Here is a 24524-nt window from a genome sequence, read left to right as displayed (position 1 = left end):
AAAGCTGAGAGGGGATGGCAATGAAAAGAACGACTTGGTGGCTGGCAGGCGTCATGTTGCTGGCCACCGGGGCGTCCGCCCAGCAGGCCGAGGCTCCGTCGCTCGGTGCGACCAACTATGCCTATGACGGCGCCATGGCGGCCCCCGCCACGCGGCCGAGTTTCGGCGACGAGTTCAACGGGGCAATCGACCAGCGGCGCTGGCGCTGGGACACGGGCCAGAACAAGACCGGCTGGCCCAATCACGAACTGCAATATTATGCCGGTCCCGACCGGACCAACGCCCGCATCGAGAACGGCGCATTGGTCATCGAGGCGCGGGCGGAGGCGCTGCGCAACGAGCCGGATTGGGGTGGCCAGCGCTATAGCTCGGCGAAGTTGGTGGCGAAGCAGACGCTGGGCTACGGCTTCTACGAAGTGCGCGCACAGCTACCCTGCGGGCGGGGCATGTGGCCCGCCATCTGGCTGTTGCCGATGGACGGCTCGCGCTGGCCCGATGGCGGCGAGATCGACATCATGGAGATGGTCGGCTTCGACCCCGACGTGATCCACGCGACCGTCCATTCCGCCGCCTTCAACCACCGCCTGAAGACTCAGCGCGGTGCCGAGGTGCGCGTGGCGGGGGCGTGCACGGATTATCACCGCTATCAGCTGGAATGGACGCCCGAGACGATCACGATCGGCGTCGACGGGCGGGCCTATATGCGCGTGAGGAACGACCGGCCGGGCGGCGCGGCGGCCTGGCCGTTCACACGGCCCTATTCGCTGATCCTCAACCTGGCGGTCGGGGGTGACTGGGGCGGACAGAAGGGGGTGGACGACGCCGCGCTGCCCCAGGCGATGAAGGTGGATTATGTGCGCTATTGGAAACGGTAAGCCCATTCCTCCCCTGTAAGGGGAGGAATCAGAGCAGCGTTCCCGACAGGATGGCGAGCGCGATGCTGAAATAGATCACCAGCCCGGTGACATCGACCAAAGTCGCGACGAACGGTGCCGAGGCGCTGGCCGGATCGAAGCCCATGCGTTGCAGCAGGAAGGGCAGCATCGACCCCGCCAGCGAGCCGAAGGTCACGATGCCGACCAGCCCGGTGCCGACCGTGGTCGCCACCAGCATCCAGTGCGGGCCGTAATCGTAGAAACCGAGCGTCTGCCAAAGCGCGATCCGCGCCATGCCCAGCAGCCCCAGGATCGCCCCCAGCGTCATACCCGCCGGAAGCTCGCGCAGCGCCACCCGCCACCAGTCGCGCAGGCGGACCTGGCCCAGCGCCAGCGCTCGGATGATCAGCGAGGTCGCCTGGCTGCCGCTATTGCCGCCCGAGCTCATGATCAGCGGGATGAACAGGGTCAGCACGACCGCACGCTCCAGCTCGCTCTCGAAATGCTGCATCGCGCTGGCGGTCAGCATTTCCGAGAAGAACAGGATGCTCAGCCACCCGGCGCGCTTGCGGATCATCGCGAGGAAGCCGGTTTCCAGATAGGGGCCGTCCAGCGCCTCGACGCCGCCGAACTTTTGCGTATCCTCGGTATGCGCGGCGACCAGCGCGTCGAGCACGTCGTCGACCGTGACGATCCCCATCGGGCGGCCCTGTTCGTCGACCACGGGCAGCGCGAGCAGGTCGTGGCGGCGGATCAGATGCGCAACCTCCTCGCGGTCGGTGCTCGGCGCGACGGTGATCGGGTCATGCCCGCGCGCCAGGTCGATCGCGCGCGATGTCGGCTCGGCAGCGATCAACTGGCGCAGCGAGACGGTGGCGACGAGGCGCCCCTGCGGCTCCAACAGGAAGACGGAATAAACGGTTTCGCGGCTCCGCTCGACGGTGCGGATATGCGCCAGCACCTCGGCAACGGTCGCGTCGGCGGAAGAGGCGACATATTCGGTCGTCATCATGCCACCCGCGCTGTCGGGCGGCCAGCGGAGCAGCGTATCGATCGACGCGACGACGGGGGCGGGCAGCTCGGCACGGATCGCGAGGGCGTCGCCCTCGTCCATGTCGGTCAGCACGTCGGCGGCGCGGTCCTCGGCCATCTGCGACAGCAGGGCGGCGGCGCGCGCCGCGGTCAGGTGCGCGAGGATATCGGCGGCCGAGCGCAGTTCGGGGCTGTCGAGCACGGCGACGGCACGTGCGTCGGGCATTTGCGTCAGGGCGTCGGCCGCTTCCTCGACGGAAAGCGATTGCAGCGTATCGACGAGATCGGCGATGGACAGGCCGCGCCGGGAGGAACGGAAACCGGCGGCGACACCGGCAATCAGATCGTTGACCATTTCAAACCTTTCGTCCGCACGACCCGGGGCGGACGAAAGCCAGTTGCGAAACTAGCGGACGAGCCCGAGGCGTGCGGCGCTACTGGAACTGTCGCTGGACATGTTCTCGCTTTCTGGAACGACGCGGGGGCTCCCACGCCTGAGCCGCCCTCTGATCCTCAAGGTCGCGATCGTCAACACCTGCGGCGAACCTGACGAAATTTTAATCCGGGCGCCAAGGATTCAGCCGGGCGGCTCCGTCTGGTGGGGCAAAGGCACATAAAGGGGACCTTATTCGTGCATCGCCTGCTCTTCGCCTCGACCGCCACGCTTGCGCTGGCGGCGGGGACGGCCGCCTCGGCCCAGACCGTGATCGATACCAAGCGGACGACACCGGTCCGCACCGCCACCGTCAATAACGGGGCCGCCGCCGATATCAGCATCGTCGCGGCGGGCAGTGTGGTGACGACCGGCAGCGGCACGGCCGTCACGCTCGACAGCAACAACAAGCTGAGCAACGCGGGGACGATCCAGACGACCGACGCCAATGACGCGGTCGGCATCGGCGCAGCGGCGGGTGTGAAGGGCGATATCACGAACACCGGCAAGATCGTCATCGACGAGACCTATACGCCGGTCGATATCGACAAGGACGGGGACCTGGATGGCCCCTTTGCGCAAGGGGGGCGTCGGACCGGCATCCGTACGGCGGGAGCCTTCACCGGCAATATCACCAATGGCGGTGAGATCACCGTGGAGGGCAACGACTCGGCGGGGATTTACCTGAACGGGCCGCTCACCGGCAATCTGGTCCAGTCGGGCAAGGTCAATGTGCTGGGCGACCGCTCGGTCGGCGTACGCGCGGGGGCCGTGTCAGGCAATGTCACGATCGGCGGCACGATCGTCGCGATCGGCGAAGGTGCGGTCGGTGCGCGGATCGACGGCGATATCGGCGGCGCGTTGAATATTGAGGGCGGGATCGGCTCGACCGGCTATCGCTACACCACGCCGCCGGCCGATGTGTCGAAGCTCGACCCCGACGATCTGCTCCAGGGCGGGTCGGCGCTGGTCGTGGGCGGCAATGTCGCGGGCGGCATCACGCTGGGCAATGCGACAGGCAAGGCGGCGGACCTCGTCACCAACGGTGCCGCGCCGACGATGCAGATCGGATCGGCGACCCGCGCGGTCGTGATCGGCGCGACCGGCGGCGCAACGCCCGCGCCAGGGTTGGTCGTCAATGGCCGCATCACCTCGGCCGGGGTCTATAGCGGCGTGCGCTCGACGGCACTGGCGATCGGCGGGCTGGGCGGCAACGTCCAGATCGCGCAAGGCGTCGCTATCGGCGGCACGGTCCAGGCGACCGCCAATGGCGCGGAAGCGACCGCGATCCGCTTCGGCGCGGGAGCCTCGACGCCCGAGTTGCGCAATGGCGGTACCATCTCGGCAACCGGCGGCGGTGCGCCGGGCGTGCTGACCACCGCCGTCCTGATCGAGGCGGGGGCTTCGCTGCCGACGATCCGCAATACCGGGTCGATCCGGGCGGCGTCCACGTCGGCCAATGCGACCGCGATCCTCGACCGTACCGGCGGCCTGACTCTGGTCGAGAATGCGGGTACCATCGCGGGCGCAGGCGCGGACAGTTCGCGCAGCGTGGCGATCGATCTGTCGGCGAACACCAGCGGCGCGGTCGTGCGCCAGATCGCGCCCGCCACCGGAGCCGCCGCGCCCAGCATCACCGGTGCGATCCGCTTCGGCAGCGGTGATGACCGGCTTCAGATCGGCGCGGGATCGGTCAGTGGGGATGTCAGCTTCGGCACCGGCACTAACCGGCTGGAGATGAGCGGCACCGGCACCTATGCAGGCACCGCGACCTTCGGCACCGGGGCGGACACGCTGACCATCGGCGATACCGCGCGCTTCAACGGTGTGGCGGATTTTGCGGGGCAGGGGCAGGACCTGCTGGCGATCACCGGCAAGGGCGTGTTTGCCGGCCGGCTTGCCAACGCGTCACACGTCGCGGTGACGGTCGCGAATGGCGGCGGGACCTTTGCGGCGAACGGCGTGACCAACATCGCCTCGCTCAGCCTGGGCGACCAGTCGATCCTGAGCGTCGCGCTCGACAAGGCGAACCCGACCGCCAACCTGATCCAGGTCGGCGGCGCGACGACGATCGGTGCGAACAGCCAGCTTGCCTTGCGCGTGTCGGGCGGGACCGACGTGACCGGCCGCTATGTCGTGTTGCGCTCCGGCACGTTGACCGGCGCGAACAATCTGACGCTCGCCCCCTCGGCCATGCCCTTCCTCTACAAGGGCGCGATCGTCGCAGCCCAGCCCAACGAGATCGCGGTCGAGGTCAGCCGCAAGGCCAAGACCGAACTGGGCCTGAGCAACGCTGGAGTCAGCGCCTTCGACGCGATCGACGCCGCGATCGGCCGTGATGCCAAGCTGTCCGACTCGATCCGGGGCATCTATGACGGCGCGGCCTTCCGGGGCGCGGTCGAACAGATGCTGCCCAACTATACCGGCAGCGTGTTCGAGGGCGTGACGCTGGCCTCGCGCGCGGCGGCGGCACAGCTTCGCGAACCGGCGGGCGAGTTCAGCGAGGAAGGCAAATGGGGCTATTGGCTGACCCCGCTCGGCTGGGACGCGTCCAAGGGCACCCGCTCGACCCGCAGCTATGACGTGCGCGGCTGGGGCATCAGCGGCGGTATCGAGCACAAGACCGATGCGGGCAATTTCGGCGCCTCGCTCTCCTACATGAGCGGTCGCGACAATGAGGGAACGGCGGTCAACCGCGTCAACCACAGCCAATATGAGCTGGCCGGTTTCTGGCGTGCGCGCTGGGGGGCGCTGGCGGCGCAGGCACGCGGCTCGGCGGCCTTCCTGTCCTTCGACTCCCAACGCCAGTTTAACGGCGTGATCGGCACCGAGGCGGTGCAACGCCGTGCAACCGGCGACTGGAAGGGCATGCTCTATTCCGGCTCGGGCTCGGTCTCGTGGGAACATTGGGTCGGCCAGTTCAACGTGCGCCCCATCCTGGCGGTCGACTATTATCGGTTGAACGAGGATGCTTATCGCGAGACGGGCGGTGGTACCGGCTATGACCTGACGGTGCGCAAGCGGACCAGCGACGAACTGGCGCTGACCGCCAGCGTCGCGGCGGGCATCAACTTCGGCGGTAATGATCGCTACTCGCAATGGAGCCGGCTGGAGGTCGAAGGCGGTCGGCGCGAGCGGATCGCCGGGACCTTGGGCCGTACGGTCGCCAGCTTCGGCGACGGCACGCCCTTCATCCTCGATCCCGAGGCCCGCAACGGCGGCTGGGTCGGGCGGGTGCGCGCGATCACCGGCACCAGCGAAATCCGCCTGAGCGGCGAGGTCAATGCCGAACAGCGGCTGGGCAATGTCGCGTTGTCGGCGCGAGCCGCCTTGCAATTCGCCTTTTGACAGGGTTCGTCCGCGTGCATCCCCCCTGTAGCGCGCGCGGACGACGGGAGCCCCGCCTTGCGTCCCGGTGGGGCTCCTTTTCACGGAAGCCCGCTTCGTCTAAACGACGGCACTCCCAATGGATTTTGCTGATTTCCACCATGCCGCCCACCGGGCTTGAGGCCGTTTTCCTTGCCAATCGCGACATGCTCGTCCGTTTCCTGGCGGCGCGCGGGGCGGGCGATGCGGCCGAGGATCTGGTGCAGGACCTGTGGCTGAAGGTGGCGGTCCGGATGGACGGACCGATCGCCAATCCGCTGGCCTATCTCTACCGCGCCGCCGACATGCTGATGATCGATCGTTATCGGGCGCGGCGGCAGGAGGAATTGCGCGAGCAGGATTGGGTGGAAGGCGAAGGCCCGGAGCCGCCCCCCGGTGCCGAACGCGCGGTGGCGGCGCGCCAGACCGCCGAACAGGTCGCCGCCACGTTGGCGGGCCTGGGGGAGCGCCCCGCCGCCGTCTTTCGCCGCGTTCGGGTCGACGGTATCCCCCAGCGTCAGGTCGCGGCCGAGCTGGGTGTCAGTATCAGCACCGTCGAGAGCGATCTCCGTATGGCGGCCCATGCGCTGGCCGCGCTGAAGGAACGGATCGAATGAGCCAAGACCGTCTTTCCCCCGCGCACGGCGTCGATACGGTCGCGCTCGACTGGGCGCTGCGCATGGCCGATCCGGTCAGCGCCGACTGGGACGCCTTTACCGAGTGGCTGGAGGCCGATCCCGGCCATGCCGAACGGTACGACCGGGCGGCCGCGATCCTGATGGAGGCCGAGGAGGCGCTGTCTGTGCAACCCGAGGTCCCGGCGCCCGTCGCGATCGCGCCGGAGCCGGTGCGGCGGCATTCGCTGCGCTGGATCGGTGGGGCCATGGCGGCGGCGCTGATCGGCGCGATCGGCGTGACCGCCTGGCAGGATCGGCCCCAACCCTATGCGGTCGAGACGGCCGCCGGGGAGACCCGCCGCGTCCCGCTGTCGGATGGCAGTAGCGTCACCTTGGCGGGGCTGAGCCGGGTCGAGTTGGATCGCGCCGAACCGCGCCGGGCGGTGCTGGCTCGCGGTGAGGCGCTGTTCCAGGTGCGGCATGATGCGCAGCACCCCTTTGCGGTTCAGGCCGGGAGGCTGGCCCTGGTCGATCTGGGCACGGTGTTCGACGTACGAATGGGCGGGCAAACCCGTGTCGCCGTGGCCGAGGGGGCGGTGATGGTCGACCCGAAGGGGGCGGCGCTCCGCCTCGACGCCGGGCAGGCGGTGACGGTCGATGGCGACCGACTGACCCGATCGGCCGTGGAGCCCGAAGAGGTCGGCGGCTGGCGCGAGGGCAGGCTGGCCTTTGACGGTGCGCCGCTGGGCATGGTCGCGGAGGATGTGTCGCGCTTCCTGGCCCGGCCGGTGACGGTCGCGCCCGCCATCGCCGCGCGGCCCTTCCGGGGAACGATCGACCTGGAAGCGGTCCGGCGCGATCCGGCGGTGCTGGGGCCGCTGATGGATGTGAGGGTGCGGCGGGCCGCGACCGGCTGGATGCTGGAACCGCGCGAGTGAGATCCATCGGGGGCGGTATCGGATGTCTGGTGGCGGTGGCGGCGGCGATGCCCGCGACCGCCGCCGATCGCGTTTCGCTCGACCTGCCCGCCGGAACCGTGGGGGCGCAGGTGATGGCGCTGGGTCGCGTGGCGCGCGCCAATATCGTAGTTCCCGATGCCGGGCTGTGGCGTCGCCCGGTGCCCCCCTTGCGCGGGGCCTTGTCGATCGAACAGGCGCTGGCCGCCATCGCGCGCGGCAGCGGCGCGCGGGTCGAGGCGTTGGGACCCGGAAGCTGGCGATTGACCCCGCGCCTTCGCTCGCCCGCGCCGAGGCCGAAGCCGCGTCCCCTGCCGCCAGTGGACGTACAGGGCGAGGATGTCGTCGTCACCGCCAGCAAGCGCGACACGACCCGCGACCATTTTGCGGGGCAGGTGGTGCAAGTGGCGGGGGCTGATCTGGAGCTGGGCGGGGCGGGCGGCACGTCGAAGCTGGCCGACCGGATGACCGCTATCGCCTCCACCTATCTGGGTGCCGGGCGCAACAAGCTGTTCATCCGGGGCATAGCGGATTCGAGCTTCACCGGCCCGACCCAGGCGACCGTGGGCCAGTATTTCGGCGACCTGCGCCTCAGTTACAACGCGCCCGATCCTGATCTGCGGCTGGCCGATCTCGCGGCAGTCGAGGTGCTGGAGGGGCCGCAAGGCACCCTGTATGGCGCGGGGTCGCTGGGCGGTTTGATCCGGCTGGTGCCCCATGCGCCTGACCTGACGCAGTTCGGGGGTTCGGCGATGCTGGGCGGTTCGGCCACCACCAACGGCGCGCCGGGGGTGGATGCGCAGGCAGTGCTGAACGTGCCCGTCATCGCCGACCGGCTGGCGATCCGACTGGTCGCGGACAGTGCGAGCGAGGGCGGCTATATCGACAAGCCGCTGCTCGGCCGTACCGACGTCAACCGCACCCGCATCGCGGGCGGTCGCGCGGCGGTGAAGGCCGATCTGGGCGGCGGCTGGAGCATCGAGGCGGTCGGCATCGGCCAGCGCATTCGTGGCGCCGACAGCCAATATGCCGATCGTGAAGGCCCGCCGCTGACCCGCTCGGCACCCGTCACCGAGGGTTTCTCCGCCGATTTCGGGCAGGCGCAGCTGATCCTGTCCGGCCGGATCGGGCAGGTGCGCTTCCGCTCCAGCAGCGGCGTCACGGCGCACGACCTGATGGAGCGGTATGACGCGACCCCGCCGGGTGGTCCCGTCCAGCTGTTCGCCCAGGCCAATGCCACCCGGATGCAGGCCAACGAGACCCGCGCCTGGCATTCCGCGCCGGACGGATCGGGCTGGCTGGCGGGGTTCAGCTATGTTCACAACCGCACCCGGCTGACGCGGCTGTTCGGTGAGCCGGGCGAGTTGCTGCCGCGCACCGGCGTCGTCAACACGGTGGAAGAGGCGACGCTCTATGGCGAGGCGAGCCTGAGGCTGTTGCCGGGCCTGCTCACCACCGGCGGCCTGCGCGTCACCCGGTCCGTGCTGGACGGAGCGGGCGAGGATTTGCCGCTCGCCTTGTCGTTCCAGGCGCTGGCCAGGCTGCGGGAAGTGACCGCGCGGCGGGCGCAGACGATCCTGCTACCCTCCGCCTCGGCGCTGATTGACCTGACGCCCGGCGCACAGCTGTTCCTGCGCTATCAGCAGGGGTTTCGTCCCGGTGGGTTGACGATCGAGGGGCCGCTGGTCCGCCGTTTCCGCAACGACCGGGTCGCGACCATCGAGGCGGGCTTGCGCAGCGGGCAGCCGGGGCGGGACCGCTTCGACGGATCGCTGACCCTGGCGCACACGGCTTGGCGCGACATTCAGGCCGACTTCATCGACGCCACCGGCCTGCCCAGCACCGCCAATATCGGCGACGGCCAGCTCTGGACCCTGGAGGCGCTGGCGGGCTTTCGTATCGCCCCGGGGCTGAGGGTGGAGGGCGCGATCTCCTATAATGACAGCCGCATCGACGAGCCGTCGAGCGCGCAGGCCTTTGCATTGATGGACGGGCAGACCGCCGACCGGGCGATGATCCTGGCGCGGTTGAGCCAGATCCCCAATATCGCGCGCTTCACCGGCCGGGCGGGGGCGGTCTATCGCCGGACCTTGTCGGGCGGGCGGGACCTGCGGGTCGACGGCTGGTTGCGCTATGTCGGATCGTCGCGGCTGGGCGTCGGGCCGATCCTGGGCGAGCGGCAGGGCAGCTATCTGGACAGCGGCGTGACCGCCCGACTGGGGCTGGGCCGCTACGGGGTGACCGCCGGTATCACCAATCTGGCCGATGTGCGCGGCAATCGCTTCGCCCTGGGCACGCCCTTTACGACGGGGCGGGATCAGGTGACGCCGCTGCGGCCGCGCACGCTTCGGATCGGGCTGGACGCCGCGTTCTGATCAGCGGCGCGTGAACAGCGACAGCGGAATGGCGTCCGCCATGGCGCGATAGCCCGCCATGCTGGGGTGCAGGTGATCGCCCGTGTCATAGGCGGGGAGCAACCGGTCGGGCTTGGCCGGATCGCGTACCACCCGGTCGAAATCGACCACGCCGTCGAAAATGCCCGCCGTGCGGATGAAGCGGTTGATCGCCTGCCGATCGGCCTCGGTCTCCGGGCCGGGATGGTAATAGTCATTGCCCTGGAACGGCGTGATCGTGCCGACGATCAGCTTGATGCCGTGGGCGTGTGCGCGATCGGCCAGCTGGCGATAGGCTTGGGTAATCCGCTTCACCATCGCCTGATGCGTGGCGGCGTCGACCGGCTGTTCGCGGGTCAGCACGCCCAGGTCGTTGACGCCCTCCAGCAGGATCGCATGGGTCACGCCCGGCCGCGCAATCACGTCGCGGTCGAAGCGGGCCATGAGATTGGGACCAAGCCCGTCGAGCAGCACCCGGTTGCCGCCGATCCCGGCATTGACGACGGAAAAGCTCCGCGTGGCAGGCGAGGCGGCCAGCCGTCGCGCCAGATCGTCGGGCCAGCGGGTGTTGCTGTCGTCGGTGATGCCATAACCATCGGTGATCGAGTCGCCGATCGTCACGACCGTCTGCTTCTGGACGGCGTCGCGCACCTCGATATCCGACAAGGCCCACCATCCGCCGATGACCTGCGCATCGGGTAGGGCGTTCCGCGCCGTGGCGTCGCCCGCCGTCAGGAAGGTCTTGGAGCGCGCACCCGAATGGCCGGTCGGGGTGGTCACGGCTTCGGGGAAATAGAGGCTGACCGCCACGTCCCGCCCCGCCTCGACCGGCAGCGTGACGGGGTCGGAGTAGAGTTCGGCCCCCGGCGGTACGATCACATCCGTGGCACCGTTGAACCGCACCGGCAGGATCGCGGACACGTCCGAGCGGCCCGGCGTCGCCAGCCCGATGGTCGCCGCCCCGATCTTCAGGGGGGGTGTGCCTGCGATGTTGGACAGGCGCAGGCGGAGCGTCTTGCCGCTCGCGGTCAGATGGACGATCTGGCGGATGGTGGCGGGGCCGGTCTTGGCGAGTTTGTCGGCGTTCGCACCGTCGATCCGCATCTGCGACGAACCCCAGGCCGGGGTCCAGCGCGCGCCCGGCATCGGCGCGGCGGCGGTCATCGCCGTGGCGATCGCGAACAGCCCTGCGGCCCGGTAAAACTGGCTGAACGGCGTCATGCCCATCCTCTCTCTCAACGATCCGCGCTTGCGGCTTTGCTGGATGGTAGCGATAACGGGCTGGAAATCCAATGAAGAACGCCCCGCTTATCAAGGACGGGGCGAGGAGAGAGACGATGCGCCATTTGTTCCTGTACGCCGCGCTGACGGCGCTGATCCCCGGTGCCGCCTGGGCCGTGCCCGATTGCGCTGGCGCGGTCGCGGCGTGCGAGCGAGCGACGCCGGGGGCGCTGTCGCTGCTGGTGCCGGGGCGCGTGGCGACGGTCGTCATCGATGCGGGTGACGAGCCCGGCGTGGCGCGCACCGCCAGCGATCTGGTCGCCGATCTGAAGACGGTCGGCGGCGGCGAGGTCAGGCTCGCCCACGACGTCTCGGGCGGGGCGACGGTGATCGCGGGGACGCTGGGCCATAGTGCGGTGATCGATGCGCTGGTAAAGGCGGGCAAGCTGGATGTTTCGGGTCTGGCGGGGCAGTGGGAGGGCTATGTCGAGCAGGTGGTCGACGATCCTGCGCCCGGTGTCGCGCGTGCGCTCGTCATCGCCGGGTCGGATCGGCGCGGCACGATCTTCGGCCTGTACGACATCAGCGCGAAGGCGGGCGTCAGCCCCTGGACCTGGTGGGCCGATGTGCCCGCGCAACGCCACCCGACCCTCTATCTGACGGCGGGGCGCGTCGCGGATCGTCCGGCCGTCAAATATCGCGGCATCTTCATCAATGACGAGGAACCAGGCTTCGGCAACTGGGCGCGGACCAAGTTCGGCGGGGTCAATCACCTGGCCTATGAGAAGGTGTTCAACCTGCTGCTGCGGTCCAAGGCCAATTTCATCTGGCCCGCCATGTGGGGCAAGTCGCTGTGGGAGGATGATCCCGCCTCCGCTCCGCTGGCGCAGGAGATGGGGGTGCTGCTCGGCACGTCGCATCACGAACCGATGCAGCGGGCACAGGCCGACTGGAAGCGTGAGGGCACCGGGCCGTGGGATTACACAAAGAACGCTCCCGTGCTTCGGTCTTTCTGGCGGAAAGGCATCGAGCGGCGCGGCAAGGCGGAGGACCCCGTGACCATCGGCATGCGCGGCGACGGGGACGAGCCGATGACCGAGGGCACGGCCACCGATCTGTTAGAGCGGATCGTCCGCGACCAGCGCCAGATCATCGCCGACGTGACGAAGCGCCCGGCGGCCGAGACGCCGCAGGTCTGGGCGCTCTACAAGGAGGTGCAGGATTATTACGACAAGGGAATGCGCGTCCCCGACGACGTGACCCTGCTCTTCGCCGACGACAATTGGGGCAATATCCGGCGCCTGCCCCCGATCGGCGAGCGCCGCGCGGGCGGGGCAGGAGTCTATTACCACTTTGATTATGTCGGCGGGCCGCGCAACTACAAGTGGCTCGACACCAACGCCATCCCGCGCGTCTGGCAACAGATGCGGATGGCGGACGATTATGGTGCGGATCGCCTGTGGATCGTCAATGTCGGCGATCTGAAGCCGATGGAATATCCGATCGGCTTTTTCCTCGACATGGCGTGGAACCCCAGGCGCATGGATCTGGCCACAATGCAGGCTTATCCGGCGAAATGGGCGACGGTGCAGTTCGGCGCCGCGCACGGGACGGAAATCGGTGCGCTCCTGACCCGCTATGGCCAGCTGGCCAGCCGTCGCAAGCCCGAGCTGATCGATGCGACGACCTATGGTTTCGCCGACGGCGAATGGAAGCGTGTGCTGGGCGAGTGGAACGCCTTGGATGCGCAAGCGCGCCGGGTTTGGACGACGCTGCCCGCCAATTTGCGCGACGCCTATTATGAGCTGGTTCTCCACCGGGTCGAGGCGATGACCAACCTACACCGGCTGTACGAGGCGGTCGCCGCCAATCGCGCGGCGGCGCAGGCGGGGGATGCGGCCAACGCCAAGCACTTCGCGGACGCCGCGCGGGGCTATTTCGCGCAGGATGCTGTGATCCGCCGCCGCTACGAGGTGGATACCGCGGGCGGCAAATGGACCAGCATGATGGCCCAGACCCATATCGGCTATACCGGCTGGCAGCAGCCCGATGCCGATGTGATGCCCGCGCTGGCGACAGTCGAAAAGCCGTTGCCGCTGCCACCGGTCACGCCGAAACCGCAGGTCCGGATCGCCGCCGACGCCGGTCGCGCGGTCGACGGGCGGGGTATCCGGTGGCAGCGCGTTGCGGGCTTCACCGCCGAGGGCGCGGCGATGGTCGCGACGCCGACCACCGCGCCCGTGATCGAACGGCCGGGCGGCGACAGCCCGCATCTGGTCTATGACGTGAACTGGACCAAAGCCGGGCCGGTGGCGCTGGGCGTTGTCGCGGCACCGGGCCTCGACGTGCGGGGCGGGGGCAGGCACCGGATCGCGGTGTCGGTCGATGACGGCGCGCCCGTCATGCTCAACCTGATAGCGGGCGAGACGGAAGAGGCGTGGGGCCGTTCCGTGATCGAGAACCGGCGTGTCGCCTCGACCGTGCTGCCTGCCTTGTCGGCGGGCAAGCATCGCGTCACCCTATGGCTGGTCGATCCCGAAGTGGTGGTTCAGGGGGTGACGCTCAGCCCGCGCTAACCCCCGCGCAGCATTCGCATCGCGTGCGCCCGGACCATCTTGGCATGGTCCGGACCGTCGCTCAGCACCCCGTGGCGCTCCTCGGGCAGATGGGCGAGCGGATGGCCGTCGGGGCGGAAGACATAATGGTCGAACCAGGCCCGCCACGCGGCCCGTTCGGCGGGCGGGCGGCCCGCGATTGCGCTCATCGCCAGGAGCATGGTCGGGAACGGCTGATCGGGGCCGACCGGAAAGGCGTCCCACCAGTAATTGACCAGGATGTTGAGGGCGCCCGTCGCCTCGACCCGGTGCCACCAGAGCTTGGGCATGTAGAGCGCGTCGCCCGGCCCCAACTCGACGGTGATTGCCTGGTCGCGCGCCTGTTCGAACCGGGGATAGCGCGGGTCGCCGGGTTCGGCTCCGGCGGCGAGGGCGACCGGCTGGCCTGCCATCGTGTGATCGATCGGCCCGACATACAGGTCGCCGATCGCGTCGGGGGGATACAGGGTGAAGGTACGCCGACCGGCCACCACGCACGCGATATTGTCCATCATGTCGTAATGACATGCGACGGTCGACGCATGGCCGATCCAGATCAGCGGCGACACGCCCGGCGGCGCGAAAGGCAGGCGATTGTCCTCGGCCAGACCGGGCAGGGCGTTGGCGATCGGCAACGACCCGATATAAAGCGTCTCGCTGTCGCTCCCAGCCGCGATACGCCGCACCGCCTCGTCCAGCGGCATTGCCTGTCGCCGGAAGTTAAAGCCGGACATATCGTGGTTGTAATCGTAGCGGCCACTGATCGCCGCGTCGCCGACGAACGCCTCGACCTGTCGACCCGCATCGAAGCGCGCGAGATAGGCGGTGAGGGCATCCCCATCGACCTTCGCGGCCTCTGCGAGCGGCCAGTCCGACGCCGCACCGCGAATGACGACCGGGCGGCAAGGCTCGACCACCAGCCGCCGAAAGGCGTCATGCCCGTCCAGCGCCGCGCGGTCGATCTCGGCCGCCGTCTGGGTCATCGGGTGAGGCCGCTCAGCCGCTCATTGCGCCGCCGCGCCAGCGTCGGGATATGCCGGACCGATCCGGTGATCGCATAGATGAGTTGCAGGTCGCCCGAGCGGAACAGCGCCAGTGCGACGTCGTCGGGAAGCGCGTGCACTGCATCCAGGCTGATGGTGTAGAGCGAGTCGAGACGCAGGCTTTCACCATTGTCGAATTCGAAGTTCAGGTCGATCGGCTCGACCAGCCTGTTGTCTTCCAGCCGCCGCAGGAACTGCTCGGTCTCCGGCAGGCCGACATGCAGCCGCCGCAGCGCCGCCTGCACCCGGCGAAGCGCGGGGGCCGGGCCGCCGTCCGTGTCGAACACGGCGGCGCCGTCCATCTGGGTCAGTGCGGGATGATGCACGTCGATCGCGATATTCTCGCCCGAGACGTAGAAGCCCTGTCGCTCCAGATCGGCGGGGCGATAATCCGCCAGCGTGCCATTCGGTGCGAGGCAGAGATTTTCGTCCGGCACCAGTCCCATCAGCGCACCGGGATAGAGATCGCCGGTTTCGGGATGGCGGGCCATCAGGATCGGATAATGGAGCGCGGCGGGCAAAAATTCGTCGGCCACAAGCTGGACGAAATGTCGCCCCGCATCGGGGGCGGCGGAGACGCGCAGGGCCGCATGACGCGCGCTGTCGAGCAATTCCATTTCGGCCATGCCGGTCGGTCCCTTCATCCCCTCGGCCCCGTCGCGTTACGTGCGAAGCGGGGCGGTCAGGCCGAGACTGTGTCCATCCCATGCGCCTGCCGTCAAGCCACGGGATAGCCGGTCCCATCCGCTCTGACAAATGGCTTGTGATGCATCTATTATAACGCTAACATCGAGTCATCGAATGGGTGGTACGGTGCTAGAACGCCGATCGCGCATGAATATGATAAACGTAGGAGAGGGGAAGATGGTGGCTCGCACTGCTTTTGTGGCTGCATTCGTTTCGCGCCGGACCTTGATGGCGGGCGTCTCGCCGCTCATGGCCCTCGCCATGGTGTCGCCGGGAACGGCCTTTGCCCAGACCAGCGGCGCGGTCCGCCCGGACGTGCCGGTCCAGGCCAACGCCACCACCGCCCAGCAGGCCGGAACCCCGCAGGACCAGGCAACGGCCCCCAGCGAAGCCGATAACAGTCCGTCTCCCGCCGGCGAGGCGACCACCGCCGACATCATCGTGACCGGCCTGCGCAGCTCCTTGCAGCGCAATCTCGACATCAAGCGTACCGCGACCGGCGTCGTCGACGCCATCTCGGCCGAAGATATCGGTAAATTCCCCGATTCGAACGTCGCTGCCTCGCTCCAGCGGCTTCCGGGCGTCTCGATCCAGCGGTCCGGTGCCCGTGGCGAGCCGACCGGCATCACCGTTCGCGGCTTTGGCGGCGACTTCAACACGACGCTGTATGACGGCCGCCGCATCTCGACCGCGACCGGCGGTCGCCAGATCGACTTCAGCACCGTCGGCTCGGACTTTATCGGCGGCATCAGCGTTCTGAAGACGCCGGACGTGTCGCTGGCGTCCAGCTCGATCGGCGCGACCGTCGACATCCAGTTCCCCAAGCCGTTCGACCACCCCGGCTTCCGCGCCGCCGTCAGCGCCTCCGGGTCGCTTCAGGACCGCGCGGGCCATGTCGTGCCGACGCTCGGCGCACTGGTCAGCGACACCTTTGCCGACGATACGCTCGGCATCCTGTCGAGCTTCATTTATACCCGCCGTGATACCGATACCAACCGCGTCTTCGTGTCGGGCTGGCCGGGCGGCAACTTCGCGCCTTGCCAGCTGACCGGCAGCACGGCCGCGACCTGCAACCCGACCACCAGCGCCACCGCCGCCGCCAGCGATCGTCGCACCCTGACCGGCTGGTTCCCGCAGCAATATGGCGCCGAACAGCAGCGGACCCAGGACGAGCGCGTCGACGGTCGCGTCGCCCTGCAATGGCACCCCAGCAACGACCTGATGGTCACGCTGGACAACAACTTTTCCCGCCAGACCATCTCGACGGACGTTTACGGCTTCGGCGTGTGGTTCAGTCAGGATGCGCTGCGCAACGTCAAGCAGGACGCCAACGGTACGGCGGTCAGCTTTACCCAAGCCGGTTCTCCGACCGACTTCACCGCGGCGATGAACAAGCAGATCCTTCAGACCAACCAGACCGGTCTGAACGTCAAGTGGGACGTCACCGAGAAGCTGACCGTCGAGGCGGACGGCGCCTATGCCAAGAGCTGGCTGAACCCCGGCAACACCATCGGCAGCAGCAACGGCGACATCGGCTATGGCGGCGCGCTGGGCACCAATCTGGGCTTCAACATCACCGCCGACAGCAACAAGGCGTTCCCGTCGATCAGCAACTTCGGTCCCGCCGGTAATGGTGGCCGTTGGGCCGATCCGGCGGTGATCGGGTCGCACGTCACCGTTCTGCAAACCCAGAAGAACACCGACGAACTGAAGCAATTCCGCGGCGTCGTGACCTGGAAAGAGGACAACATCACCCTCAAGGCGGGTGGTCAGTACACCGACGACACCTTCAACCTGCTGAACCGCAGTACCTTCACCAACAATTTCTGGCAGGCTTATGCCGGTTATGGTGCACCGTCGGGCCAGGGCTCGGGCATCTCGCCATTGCCGTCGAGCCTGTATCAGGGATCGATCAGCCTCAACAACTTCATCCCGGGCTTTGGCGGCACGCTACCGCCATCGGTCCTGGTTTACAGCCCGCAGGCCTATCAGAACTATCTGACCAGCTTGGGCAACCCGCAGGCGCAGAACGTCCCTGGCTTCAACTATAATGGTGGCGTGAACGGCTTCACCGGCCAGTTTACGGAAGCGGTCGATCCGGGCAGCATCCTGTCGGTCAACGAAAAGACCCTGTCGCTGTTCTTCAGCGGCAAGATGGAAGGTCAGATCGGCAGCATGCCGCTGCACGCCGCCTTTGGCGTGCGGACCGAGAACACCCGCCTCCGGTCGATCGGCCAGGGTCGTGCGCCCACGGTCATCACGCGCAGTGCCGCCGATCCGACCCTGCTGTCGATCGCCTTTACCGACGTCCAGCCGATTTCGAACCGCAGCAGCTACACCTATGTTCTGCCTTCGGTCGATCTGCGACTGGAAGTGACCGACACCCTGCAGCTTCGCTTCGACGCGTCGCGCACGCTGACCCGTCCGGGCCTCAGCCTGCTGAACCCCGTCGTCGGCATCGGCAACGGCCAGCGTGTCGGTGCCCTGTCGGGCAGCGGTGGCAACCCGAACCTGAAGCCTTACCTCGCCAGCAATTTCGACGTGGCGGCGGAATGGTATTACCAGCGCAACTCGTACATCGCGGTTGACCTCTTCTTGAAGAACGTCAGCAACTTCATCGTCGGCGGCGTAACCAACCAGACGGTGGGCGGCGTGATCGATCCGACGACGGGCAACCCTGCGGTCTTCGCCATCACGGCGCAGGTCAATGGTCCCGACGCGACGGTCCGTGGTGTCGAAATCGCATGGCAGCAGGTGTTCGGTGACAGCGGCTTCGGCTTCCAGGCCAACGGCACCTTCGTCAACACCAACAAGCCCTATGACCCGAAGATCGTCGGGCAGAGCGGCTTCGCGGTGACCGGCCTGGCGAATTCCGCGAATTTCGTCGGCTTCTATGACAAGAACGGCTTCCAGTTCCGGACCGCGCTGAACTGGCGTGACGAATATCTGGCGGGCTTTGGCCAGAACCAGAATACCGGGTCGTACGGGGCAGAGCCGACCTTCGTGAACCAGAGCTTCCAGGTGGACCTGACCAGCAGCTACGACGTCACGAAGAACTTTTCGATCTTCGGTGAAGCGCTAAACATCAACAAGAACAAGCAGAGCACGCATGGCCGGTTCAAGAACCAGCTGCTCGACGTGTTCGATTATGGTCGCCGCTTCACGCTCGGCGCGCGCTATCGCTTCTGATGATGGCCGGTGGCGGGGATGGCGGGCTTCGGCTTGACATCCCCGCCGCTTCTCGGACCTACTGACCTATGGTTCAGCCCGTTCAGAATATCGTGATCGTCGGCGGCGGTACGGCCGGTTGGCTGACAGCCGGCGTCATCGCCGCCCGGCATCAGGGGCGGCGGCCGCATGGCTTTACCGTCACCTTGGTCGAGTCCCCCAATGTGCCGATCATCGGAGTGGGCGAGGGGACCTGGCCGACGCTGCGCACCACGCTGCGCAAGATGGGTGTGTCGGAGACGGCGTTCTTTCGCGAATGCGACGCTTCGTTCAAACAGGGAGCGCGGTTCAATCGCTGGACCACGGGCGCGGCCGATGATGGCTATTACCATCCGCTGATGCTGCCGCAGAGCTTTGCGCAGGTGAACCTGGCGCCGCACTGGCTGACGGCGGAAGGCGAGCCGGTCAGCTTCTGCGATGCGGTGACGCCGCAGGGGCGCATCTGTGACGCGGGTCTGGCGCCCAAGACGATCGCGACGCCGGAATATGAGGCGATCGCCAATTACGCCTATCACCTCGACGCCGGGAAATTCGCCGACTTCCTGCGCCGCCATTGCTGCGAGCAACTGGGCGTTCGGCATGTGCTGGCCGATGTCGAAGAGGTATTGCTGACCGAGAGCGGCGACATTCGCGCGGTGCGGACGGCGCAAGCGGGTGAGGTGACGGGCGACCTGTTCGTCGACTGCACCGGCTTTCGCTCGCTGTTGCTCGGCGAGGCGATGGGGGTGCCGTTCAAGCCGCTGAACGACGTGCTGTTCTGCGACACCGCGCTGGCCATCCAGGTGCCCTATGACGATCCCGAGGCGCCGATCGCTTCGCACACCATCTCGACGGCGCAGTCCTCGGGCTGGATCTGGGACATCGGCCTGCCGACGCGGCGCGGGGTGGGGCATGTCTTTTCCAGCAGCCATATCGATCGTGACGGTGCCGAGCGCGAGCTGCGAGCCTATCTGGGCGAGGCGGGGCGTGACCTGCCTGTTCGCGAGCTGAAGATCCGGGCGGGCCATCGCACCCGCTTCTGGGAGCGCAACTGCGTCGGTGTCGGGCTGGCGGCGGGGTTCCTGGAACCGCTGGAGGCGTCGGCCATCGTGCTGATCGAGCTGTCGGCCAAGCTGATCGCTGAGCAGATGCCCGCCTGTCGCGAAGTGATGGATACGGTCGCCAAGCGGTTCAACGACACCACGCTCTACCGCTGGGGCCGGATCGTCGATTTCCTGAAGCTGCATTATTCGCTGACCCAGCGGACCGACAGCGACTTCTGGCGCGACAATTGCCGGCCTGAGACGATGCCGGATCGGTTGCAGGAGCTGATGGAACTCTGGCGCTATCAGGCGCCGTGGATGCATGACGAGTTCGACCGGGTGGAGGAAGTCTTCCCTTCGGCCAGCTACCAATATGTCCTGTACGGCATGGGCCAGCGCACCGACATCGCACCGGGCAGCCTGATCGCCGAGACGATTGTCGCCCAGCGGGCGCGACGGGAGAATGACGTGCAGACCGGGCGGTTGCTGGCGGGGCTGCCGAAGCACCGCGACCTGATCCGCAAGATCGTGGAGCGGGGGCTGCCGACGATCTGAGGGTTGGGGCGTGGCCTTCGACTTCGCTCAGGCTGAACGGGTGATGGGACGTGTGGCCTTCCCCGCGCTCCGTTCAGCCTGAGCGAAGTCGAAGGCCACGGGACTACCTTCCCGACAGCGTAAAGCTGTCCACGTCCATCCATCCGCCCTTCACGCCCGGATTGTAGCAGAACAGCGCATATTGCTGCCCCTGAAACGTGCCCGTCCGCCAATCGAAGGCGAGCGGAAATTCCCCGCCCAGCGCCTGCCAGTCCCGTCCATCCACACTATAGGCCACACTCGCCCGGTCGGTCTTGAAGTCCATGTCCGTGCGCAGGTACAGCCGCTTCGCCGACACGCGCCTGGCATCGACCCGCATATCGGTCTTCTGCGTCGTACCCTTGTCGGCCGCGACGTCCTCGATCACCCGCATGGTCAGGGTCAGCCGTCCGTCGCTGCCCCGGCCGACTGCGATATGGCCGCTATATTTGCCGAAGGTGCCGAAGCCGCACTGATCGCCGCTGCGGATATGCGTCGTATCGATCGCCACCGTGCCCCGGCTGAACGGCCCTTGCCCCTTTTGCAGCAGCGTGTTGCGGGCGCTCCATAAGGCGGGAGCTTGCCCCGCGCGCAGCCGCATCCAGCCCGGCCGCTCGGTCAACGACCAGCCGCTGGCGACGGGATTGTGGTTCCATTGCCATTGCGGCCCCAGCCTGCGCCCCGAAAAATCGTCCGAGGCGGGAAGGATGCTGACTGGCTGACCCTGGATCGGCTTGGTCGCGGTAGCGGGAACACGGCCGGGGGCTTGCGGCGTGCCCCAGACCGGCCAGCCGTCCTTCCAGAACATGGGGCTGATATTGGTCATCCGCCCGACCGCGCCCGCATCGACCATGACGAAGCCATAGTCGCTACCGTCGGGCAGATCGACGATCGCGCCCTGGTGGCCGCCGGTCTTGTCGTCGATCTGGTCGTGCGTCTCCCACGGCCCGAACAGGCTTTTCGCGCGCGACACGGTCATGCCCAGCCGCCGGGGGATGGCGTTGAACATGTAATAATAGTCACCGCGCTTGACGAGCTTCGAGCCCTCCGCGCCTTTGTTGTAATAGACGACGCGCTTGTCGGTGACGGTGCGCAAGTCGCGGTCCAGGCTGAGCAGCGTGTTGGTGCCGTCCGACCCGACCGAGGTCATGATATAGGCGCTGCCATCGGTGTCGAAGAACAGGCCCGGGTCGAAGGCGGCCTCGCTGATCCGGTTCATTTCCCACGGACCGCGAATGTTCTTGGAGCGATAGATGCGCGTCTTCTCGCCCACCGGCGTCACTGCGATATAGAAGACGCCGTCGCGGTAGCGCAGGCTGGGCGCGAAAATGCCCTTTCGATATGCGCCGCCGTCCTTCAGATCATATTGCGGCAGCCCCTCCAGCCGGTCGATGACATGGCCGACGAAGCGCCAGTTCACCAGATCGCGCGAGGTCATGATGGTCAGGCCGGGCACGTTCGCGAAGGTCGTGGTGATGAAGTAGAAGTCCGGCCCGACCCGGATGATGTCGGGATCGGGATAATCGGCATAGAGCGGCGGATTGGCGTAGCTGCCGTCGCCACGATCCGACTGCCAGGCCTGCGCGCCCGCCAAGCCAGGCAGGGTTGCGAGCAGCGCGAGCGGAAGCCACCTCATCGCGGGTTGTACACATAAGGGCCGATCACGGTCCCGACAAAGCCGCCCGCGCGCTCGGTGCTGAGGAAGCGGGTATCGAGGTCGCTTGTCAGCGTCGCGCGCTTGCCGCCGCTCTCATAGTCGAAACCCATCGTCCCGCCCTTGGCATGAAGGGTCAACGTCACCGGCCCCTTGGGCGCGAAGGGGGCCGAGGCGATTAGCGTCTCGGGCGCCGTCTCGTCACGCGTATTCTTGCCCTCCCGCTTGTAGAGCGCGATGCGGGACTGGCCGTCGATGCGGGTCAGGCCGAAGAACAGATAGGCATAGTCGTTCTGCATCGCGACCAGCCCGGCGCGGGCGCCGTCCCTGGTCGGGGTGAAGCGCAGCGTGGTCGAGACATCCGCGATCGCATGTTGCTGCCGCCGCCCGACAAAGCCCGGTACGCCCTGTCGATCGCCCAGTGCATCGCCGCCCTTCATCGTGAGCGCACCATTGGCGACCGAATAGAATGGCGTCCTCGGCGTCCGCACGCCGATCCACTGCATCGCCAGGCGGTTGCCGTCGAACTCGTCGATATAGCCGAAATCGCCGCTGGTCGGCAGCTTGGGGGCGGGCGATGCGGGCAGGTTCGGAACCTTGTGGGTCCACGGTACCGTCTTGCCCTTGTCCAGGATGATCGGCCAGCCGTCCTTCCAGGTTACGGGCAGCAGGAACGTCTCGCGGCCGATATTGTAGAAATCATCGGCATAGGGCCGCGTCGCCAGGAAGGTTGCCCACCAGTCGCCATTCTGCGTCTGGACCAGCTCGGCATGGCCAGCCGCGCTGATCGGGTGCGGACGCTTTGGATCGAGATCGCGCTGGGTCAGGATCGGGTTGTTCGCGAACGGCACATAGGGGCCGCGAAGCTCCTTCGAGCGCAATACGACCTGCGAATGGTTGACGCTGGTGCCCCCTTCGGCGGCGGTCAGATAATACCAGCCGTCCTTCTTGAAGATATGCGGCCCTTCGATCCAAACCGGCTTCTTCGACAGGTCGACGCCGCCATTGACCAGCTGCGTGCTCTCGCCGACCATCTTACCCGCGCGCCAGTCATATTCCTGGATCCAGATGGCGCGATGGCCGTCATAGCGTGGCGTCTCATCGGGGGCACGGTTGTTGACGATATAGGCGCGGTCGCCATCCCAAGTGATGGACGGATCAATCCCCTCGAAAGGCAGCCAGATCGGGTCGGACCATGGCCCCGCCGGGTTCTTGGCGGTGATGACGAAATTGCCCCGGCACTGGACGCAGGTGTTGACGATATAGAAGGTGCCGTCGTGATAGCTGATGTCGGGCGCGAACACCGCCTCCGACACCGAACGCCCGGTGAAGTCCAGCTGGCCCGGCCGGTCGATCGCATTGCCGATCTGGGTCCAGTGCACGAGATCGGTCGAGTGGAAGATCGGCAGGCCGGGAAAGTGCGCGAAGGACGAGTTGACGAGATAATAGTCCTTGCCGACCCGCGTCACCGACGGGTCGGGATAATAGCCGGAGACGATGGGGTTCAGATACTCCCCCGCCTTTGGCTTCACCTGCTCGATCGAGCGGCCCTGATAGGTGAAGCGGTCGAACGTCGCGGTCTGAGCGGACGCCGCGCCCGTCATGACGAGCGACAGGGCGAGGGCGGCGAGGGGACGGCGGATCATGCGATGGACTTTCGGACGGGGGCGGCACGCAGCGCGTCGGCGATGGCGGCGCGAAGCGGCTTGGGTTTCAGCGCATCGTCATAGGGCAGGGGACGTTGTGGCAGGCCATCGGCGCGCGGGGCGAAGCCGTTGAGCCAGCTATGTTTGTCCCACAGGCCCCAGCACAGCAGCTGGTCGAGCTGCGGATAGGACAGCATCATGTCGAGATAGCTTTTGGCGACCGAGGCGACCTGCGTATCGCGCTGGGCGATGTCCTTGGGCATCTCGCGGTCGTTGATGTCGAATTCGGTGATGAGCAGGCGATAACCCATCGCCGTGACGGCATCGAGGAAGCGCTTCCACTCGGCACGCTGGACCTTCGAATGGCTGCCGTCATTGCCGAGATGGCTCTGGATGCCGAGCGCGTCGACGGGGACATTCTCCTTGCGGAACCGTTCCAGCAAGCGGAGCACGCCCGCGCGGTGTGTTTCGTTGCCGACTTCCCAGGACATATAGTCGTTATAGACGCGCTGGGCATTGGGGGCGTGTTCCCGCGCGGCCTCATAGGCGATCTTGAACACGTCGAAGCCCAGCGCCTTGTCGAACACCGTGCCCCGGACTTCGCCGGTCTTGGGATCGATCGTCTCGTTCACCACGTCCCAGCTGTAAATCTGGTCGCCGAAATGCCCGGCAACGGCGGTGATATAGTTGCGCAGCCATTTCTCCGCGCCAGTCTTCGTCACCGTGTCTGCCAGCGCGGGCGAGATGTACTTCTCGTAATTCCAGAGCAGCGTATGCCCGCGCAGCTTCATGCGGTTGTCACGGGCGAATCCGGCGATCCGGTCGGCGGGGGCGAAGTTCAGATGCGCGGGATCGTTGCCCAGCACATAGACCTTCATCTCATTTTCGGGGACCAGCACGCCGCATTCGCGCGCGACAATGGCACCATAACCCGGATCGTTGATCGGCGAACCCCGGCCCGAATTGATCGCGGTGCCGAACAGGATGCCTTTCTGCGACGCCAGATCGCGCAACGACGGGGCAGCTTGCGCCCATAGTGAGCCAGGTAGCGCTCCCATAGCGAGGCTGCCTGCGATTCCGGCCAGTTGCTGACGACGCGTCAGCGATGGCCCCTGCCAATTGGGTTTCATCACCCTCTCCCTTGTCCTTTGCCCGAACTTTTGCATGGCCTGCGTCAAACGGCA

Annotated in this window: 15 protein-coding genes; 8 read left to right on the top strand and 7 right to left on the bottom strand. The window is 67.0% G+C overall.

The features are described from left to right. Positions 1-20 precede the first annotated feature (20 nt). On the top strand, positions 21-875 hold the full coding sequence (locus ASF14_RS16240) for a glycoside hydrolase family 16 protein (protein ID WP_082442296.1): 855 nt from the start codon (positions 21-23) through the stop codon (positions 873-875). 28 nt (positions 876-903) lie between these two features. Here ASF14_RS16240 and mgtE read toward each other — a convergent pair whose 3' ends face one another. Then, entirely contained in the window at positions 904-2262 is a 1359-nt protein-coding gene (mgtE, locus tag ASF14_RS16235; protein WP_056437434.1) for a magnesium transporter, read from the bottom strand. Between the two features lie 276 nt (positions 2263-2538). Here mgtE and ASF14_RS16230 point away from each other — a divergent pair, with 276 nt between their 5' ends. The 4 genes from ASF14_RS16230 (at position 2539) to ASF14_RS16215 (ending at position 9654) form a co-directional block, all read left to right on the top strand. Then, complete coding sequence (locus tag ASF14_RS16230; RefSeq protein ID WP_056437430.1) at positions 2539-5688, top strand: autotransporter outer membrane beta-barrel domain-containing protein; 3150 nt, start codon at positions 2539-2541, stop codon at positions 5686-5688. Between the two features lie 140 nt (positions 5689-5828). After that, the gene (locus tag ASF14_RS16225; RefSeq protein ID WP_056437427.1) at positions 5829-6323 is read left to right on the top strand and encodes an RNA polymerase sigma factor; all 495 of its coding nucleotides are present in this window, start codon (positions 5829-5831) and stop codon (positions 6321-6323) included. Then, positions 6320-7261, top strand: a complete 942-nt coding sequence (locus ASF14_RS16220; protein WP_056437424.1) for a FecR family protein — start codon at positions 6320-6322, stop codon at positions 7259-7261. The genes ASF14_RS16225 and ASF14_RS16220 overlap by 4 nt, the downstream gene beginning before the upstream one ends. Next, positions 7258-9654, top strand: coding sequence for a TonB-dependent receptor (locus ASF14_RS16215; protein ID WP_330218798.1), 2397 nt, complete (start codon positions 7258-7260; stop codon positions 9652-9654). Before ASF14_RS16220 ends, ASF14_RS16215 begins: the two co-directional genes overlap by 4 nt. Here the strand turns inward: ASF14_RS16215 and ASF14_RS16210 are convergent, their stop codons facing one another. Next, positions 9655-10893 carry an SGNH/GDSL hydrolase family protein gene (locus ASF14_RS16210; RefSeq protein WP_236697105.1) on the bottom strand — a complete coding sequence of 413 codons (1239 nt, stop codon included), beginning with the start codon at positions 10891-10893 and terminating at the stop codon, positions 9655-9657. Between the two features lie 116 nt (positions 10894-11009). On the opposite strand from ASF14_RS16210, the gene ASF14_RS16205 reads away from it, so the two are divergent. Further along, the gene (locus tag ASF14_RS16205) at positions 11010-13469 is read left to right on the top strand and encodes a glycosyl hydrolase 115 family protein (protein WP_056437421.1); all 2460 of its coding nucleotides are present in this window, start codon (positions 11010-11012) and stop codon (positions 13467-13469) included. Here the strand turns inward: ASF14_RS16205 and ASF14_RS16200 are convergent. After that, positions 13466-14470 (bottom strand): cupin-like domain-containing protein, encoded by a 1005-nt coding sequence (locus ASF14_RS16200; RefSeq protein ID WP_056437417.1) that lies wholly within the window; start codon positions 14468-14470, stop codon positions 13466-13468. The two genes, ASF14_RS16205 and ASF14_RS16200, sit on opposite strands and share 4 nt — an antisense overlap. After that, on the bottom strand, positions 14467-15174 hold the full coding sequence (locus ASF14_RS16195) for a SapC family protein (RefSeq protein ID WP_236697104.1): 708 nt from the start codon (positions 15172-15174) through the stop codon (positions 14467-14469). Before ASF14_RS16195 ends, ASF14_RS16200 begins: the two co-directional genes overlap by 4 nt. A 220-nt stretch (positions 15175-15394) precedes the next feature. Here ASF14_RS16195 and ASF14_RS16190 point away from each other — a divergent pair, with 220 nt between their 5' ends. Both ASF14_RS16190 and ASF14_RS16185 read left to right on the top strand, forming a co-directional pair. Further along, positions 15395-18406, top strand: coding sequence for a TonB-dependent receptor (locus ASF14_RS16190; RefSeq protein ID WP_056437414.1), 3012 nt, complete (start codon positions 15395-15397; stop codon positions 18404-18406). A 68-nt stretch (positions 18407-18474) separates the two neighbouring features. After that, a complete protein-coding gene (locus tag ASF14_RS16185; RefSeq protein WP_056437411.1) occupies positions 18475-20022 on the top strand; it encodes a tryptophan halogenase family protein in 1548 nt (515 codons plus the stop codon). A 103-nt stretch (positions 20023-20125) separates the two neighbouring features. Here ASF14_RS16185 and ASF14_RS16180 read toward each other — a convergent pair whose 3' ends face one another. From ASF14_RS16180 to ASF14_RS16170, 3 genes are read right to left on the bottom strand one after another with little or no spacing between them, the layout of a single operon-like run. Further along, positions 20126-21676, bottom strand: coding sequence for a glycoside hydrolase family 43 protein (locus ASF14_RS16180; protein ID WP_056437408.1), 1551 nt, complete (start codon positions 21674-21676; stop codon positions 20126-20128). After that, complete coding sequence (locus ASF14_RS16175) at positions 21673-23340, bottom strand: glycoside hydrolase family 43 protein (protein WP_056437405.1); 1668 nt, start codon at positions 23338-23340, stop codon at positions 21673-21675. The genes ASF14_RS16180 and ASF14_RS16175 overlap by 4 nt, the downstream gene beginning before the upstream one ends. Continuing rightward, positions 23337-24470: an endo-1,4-beta-xylanase gene (locus tag ASF14_RS16170; protein WP_056437402.1), complete on the bottom strand. Its 1134-nt coding sequence runs from the start codon at positions 24468-24470 to the stop codon at positions 23337-23339. Before ASF14_RS16170 ends, ASF14_RS16175 begins: the two co-directional genes overlap by 4 nt. Between the last annotated feature and the right edge of the window lie 54 nt (positions 24471-24524).

Source organism: Sphingomonas sp. Leaf257 (genome assembly GCF_001422185.1).
GTDB lineage: Bacteria > Pseudomonadota > Alphaproteobacteria > Sphingomonadales > Sphingomonadaceae > Sphingomonas > Sphingomonas yabuuchiae.
Note: the sequence above shows the minus strand (reverse complement) of the source record. Positions and strands in the feature narration are given on the sequence as shown.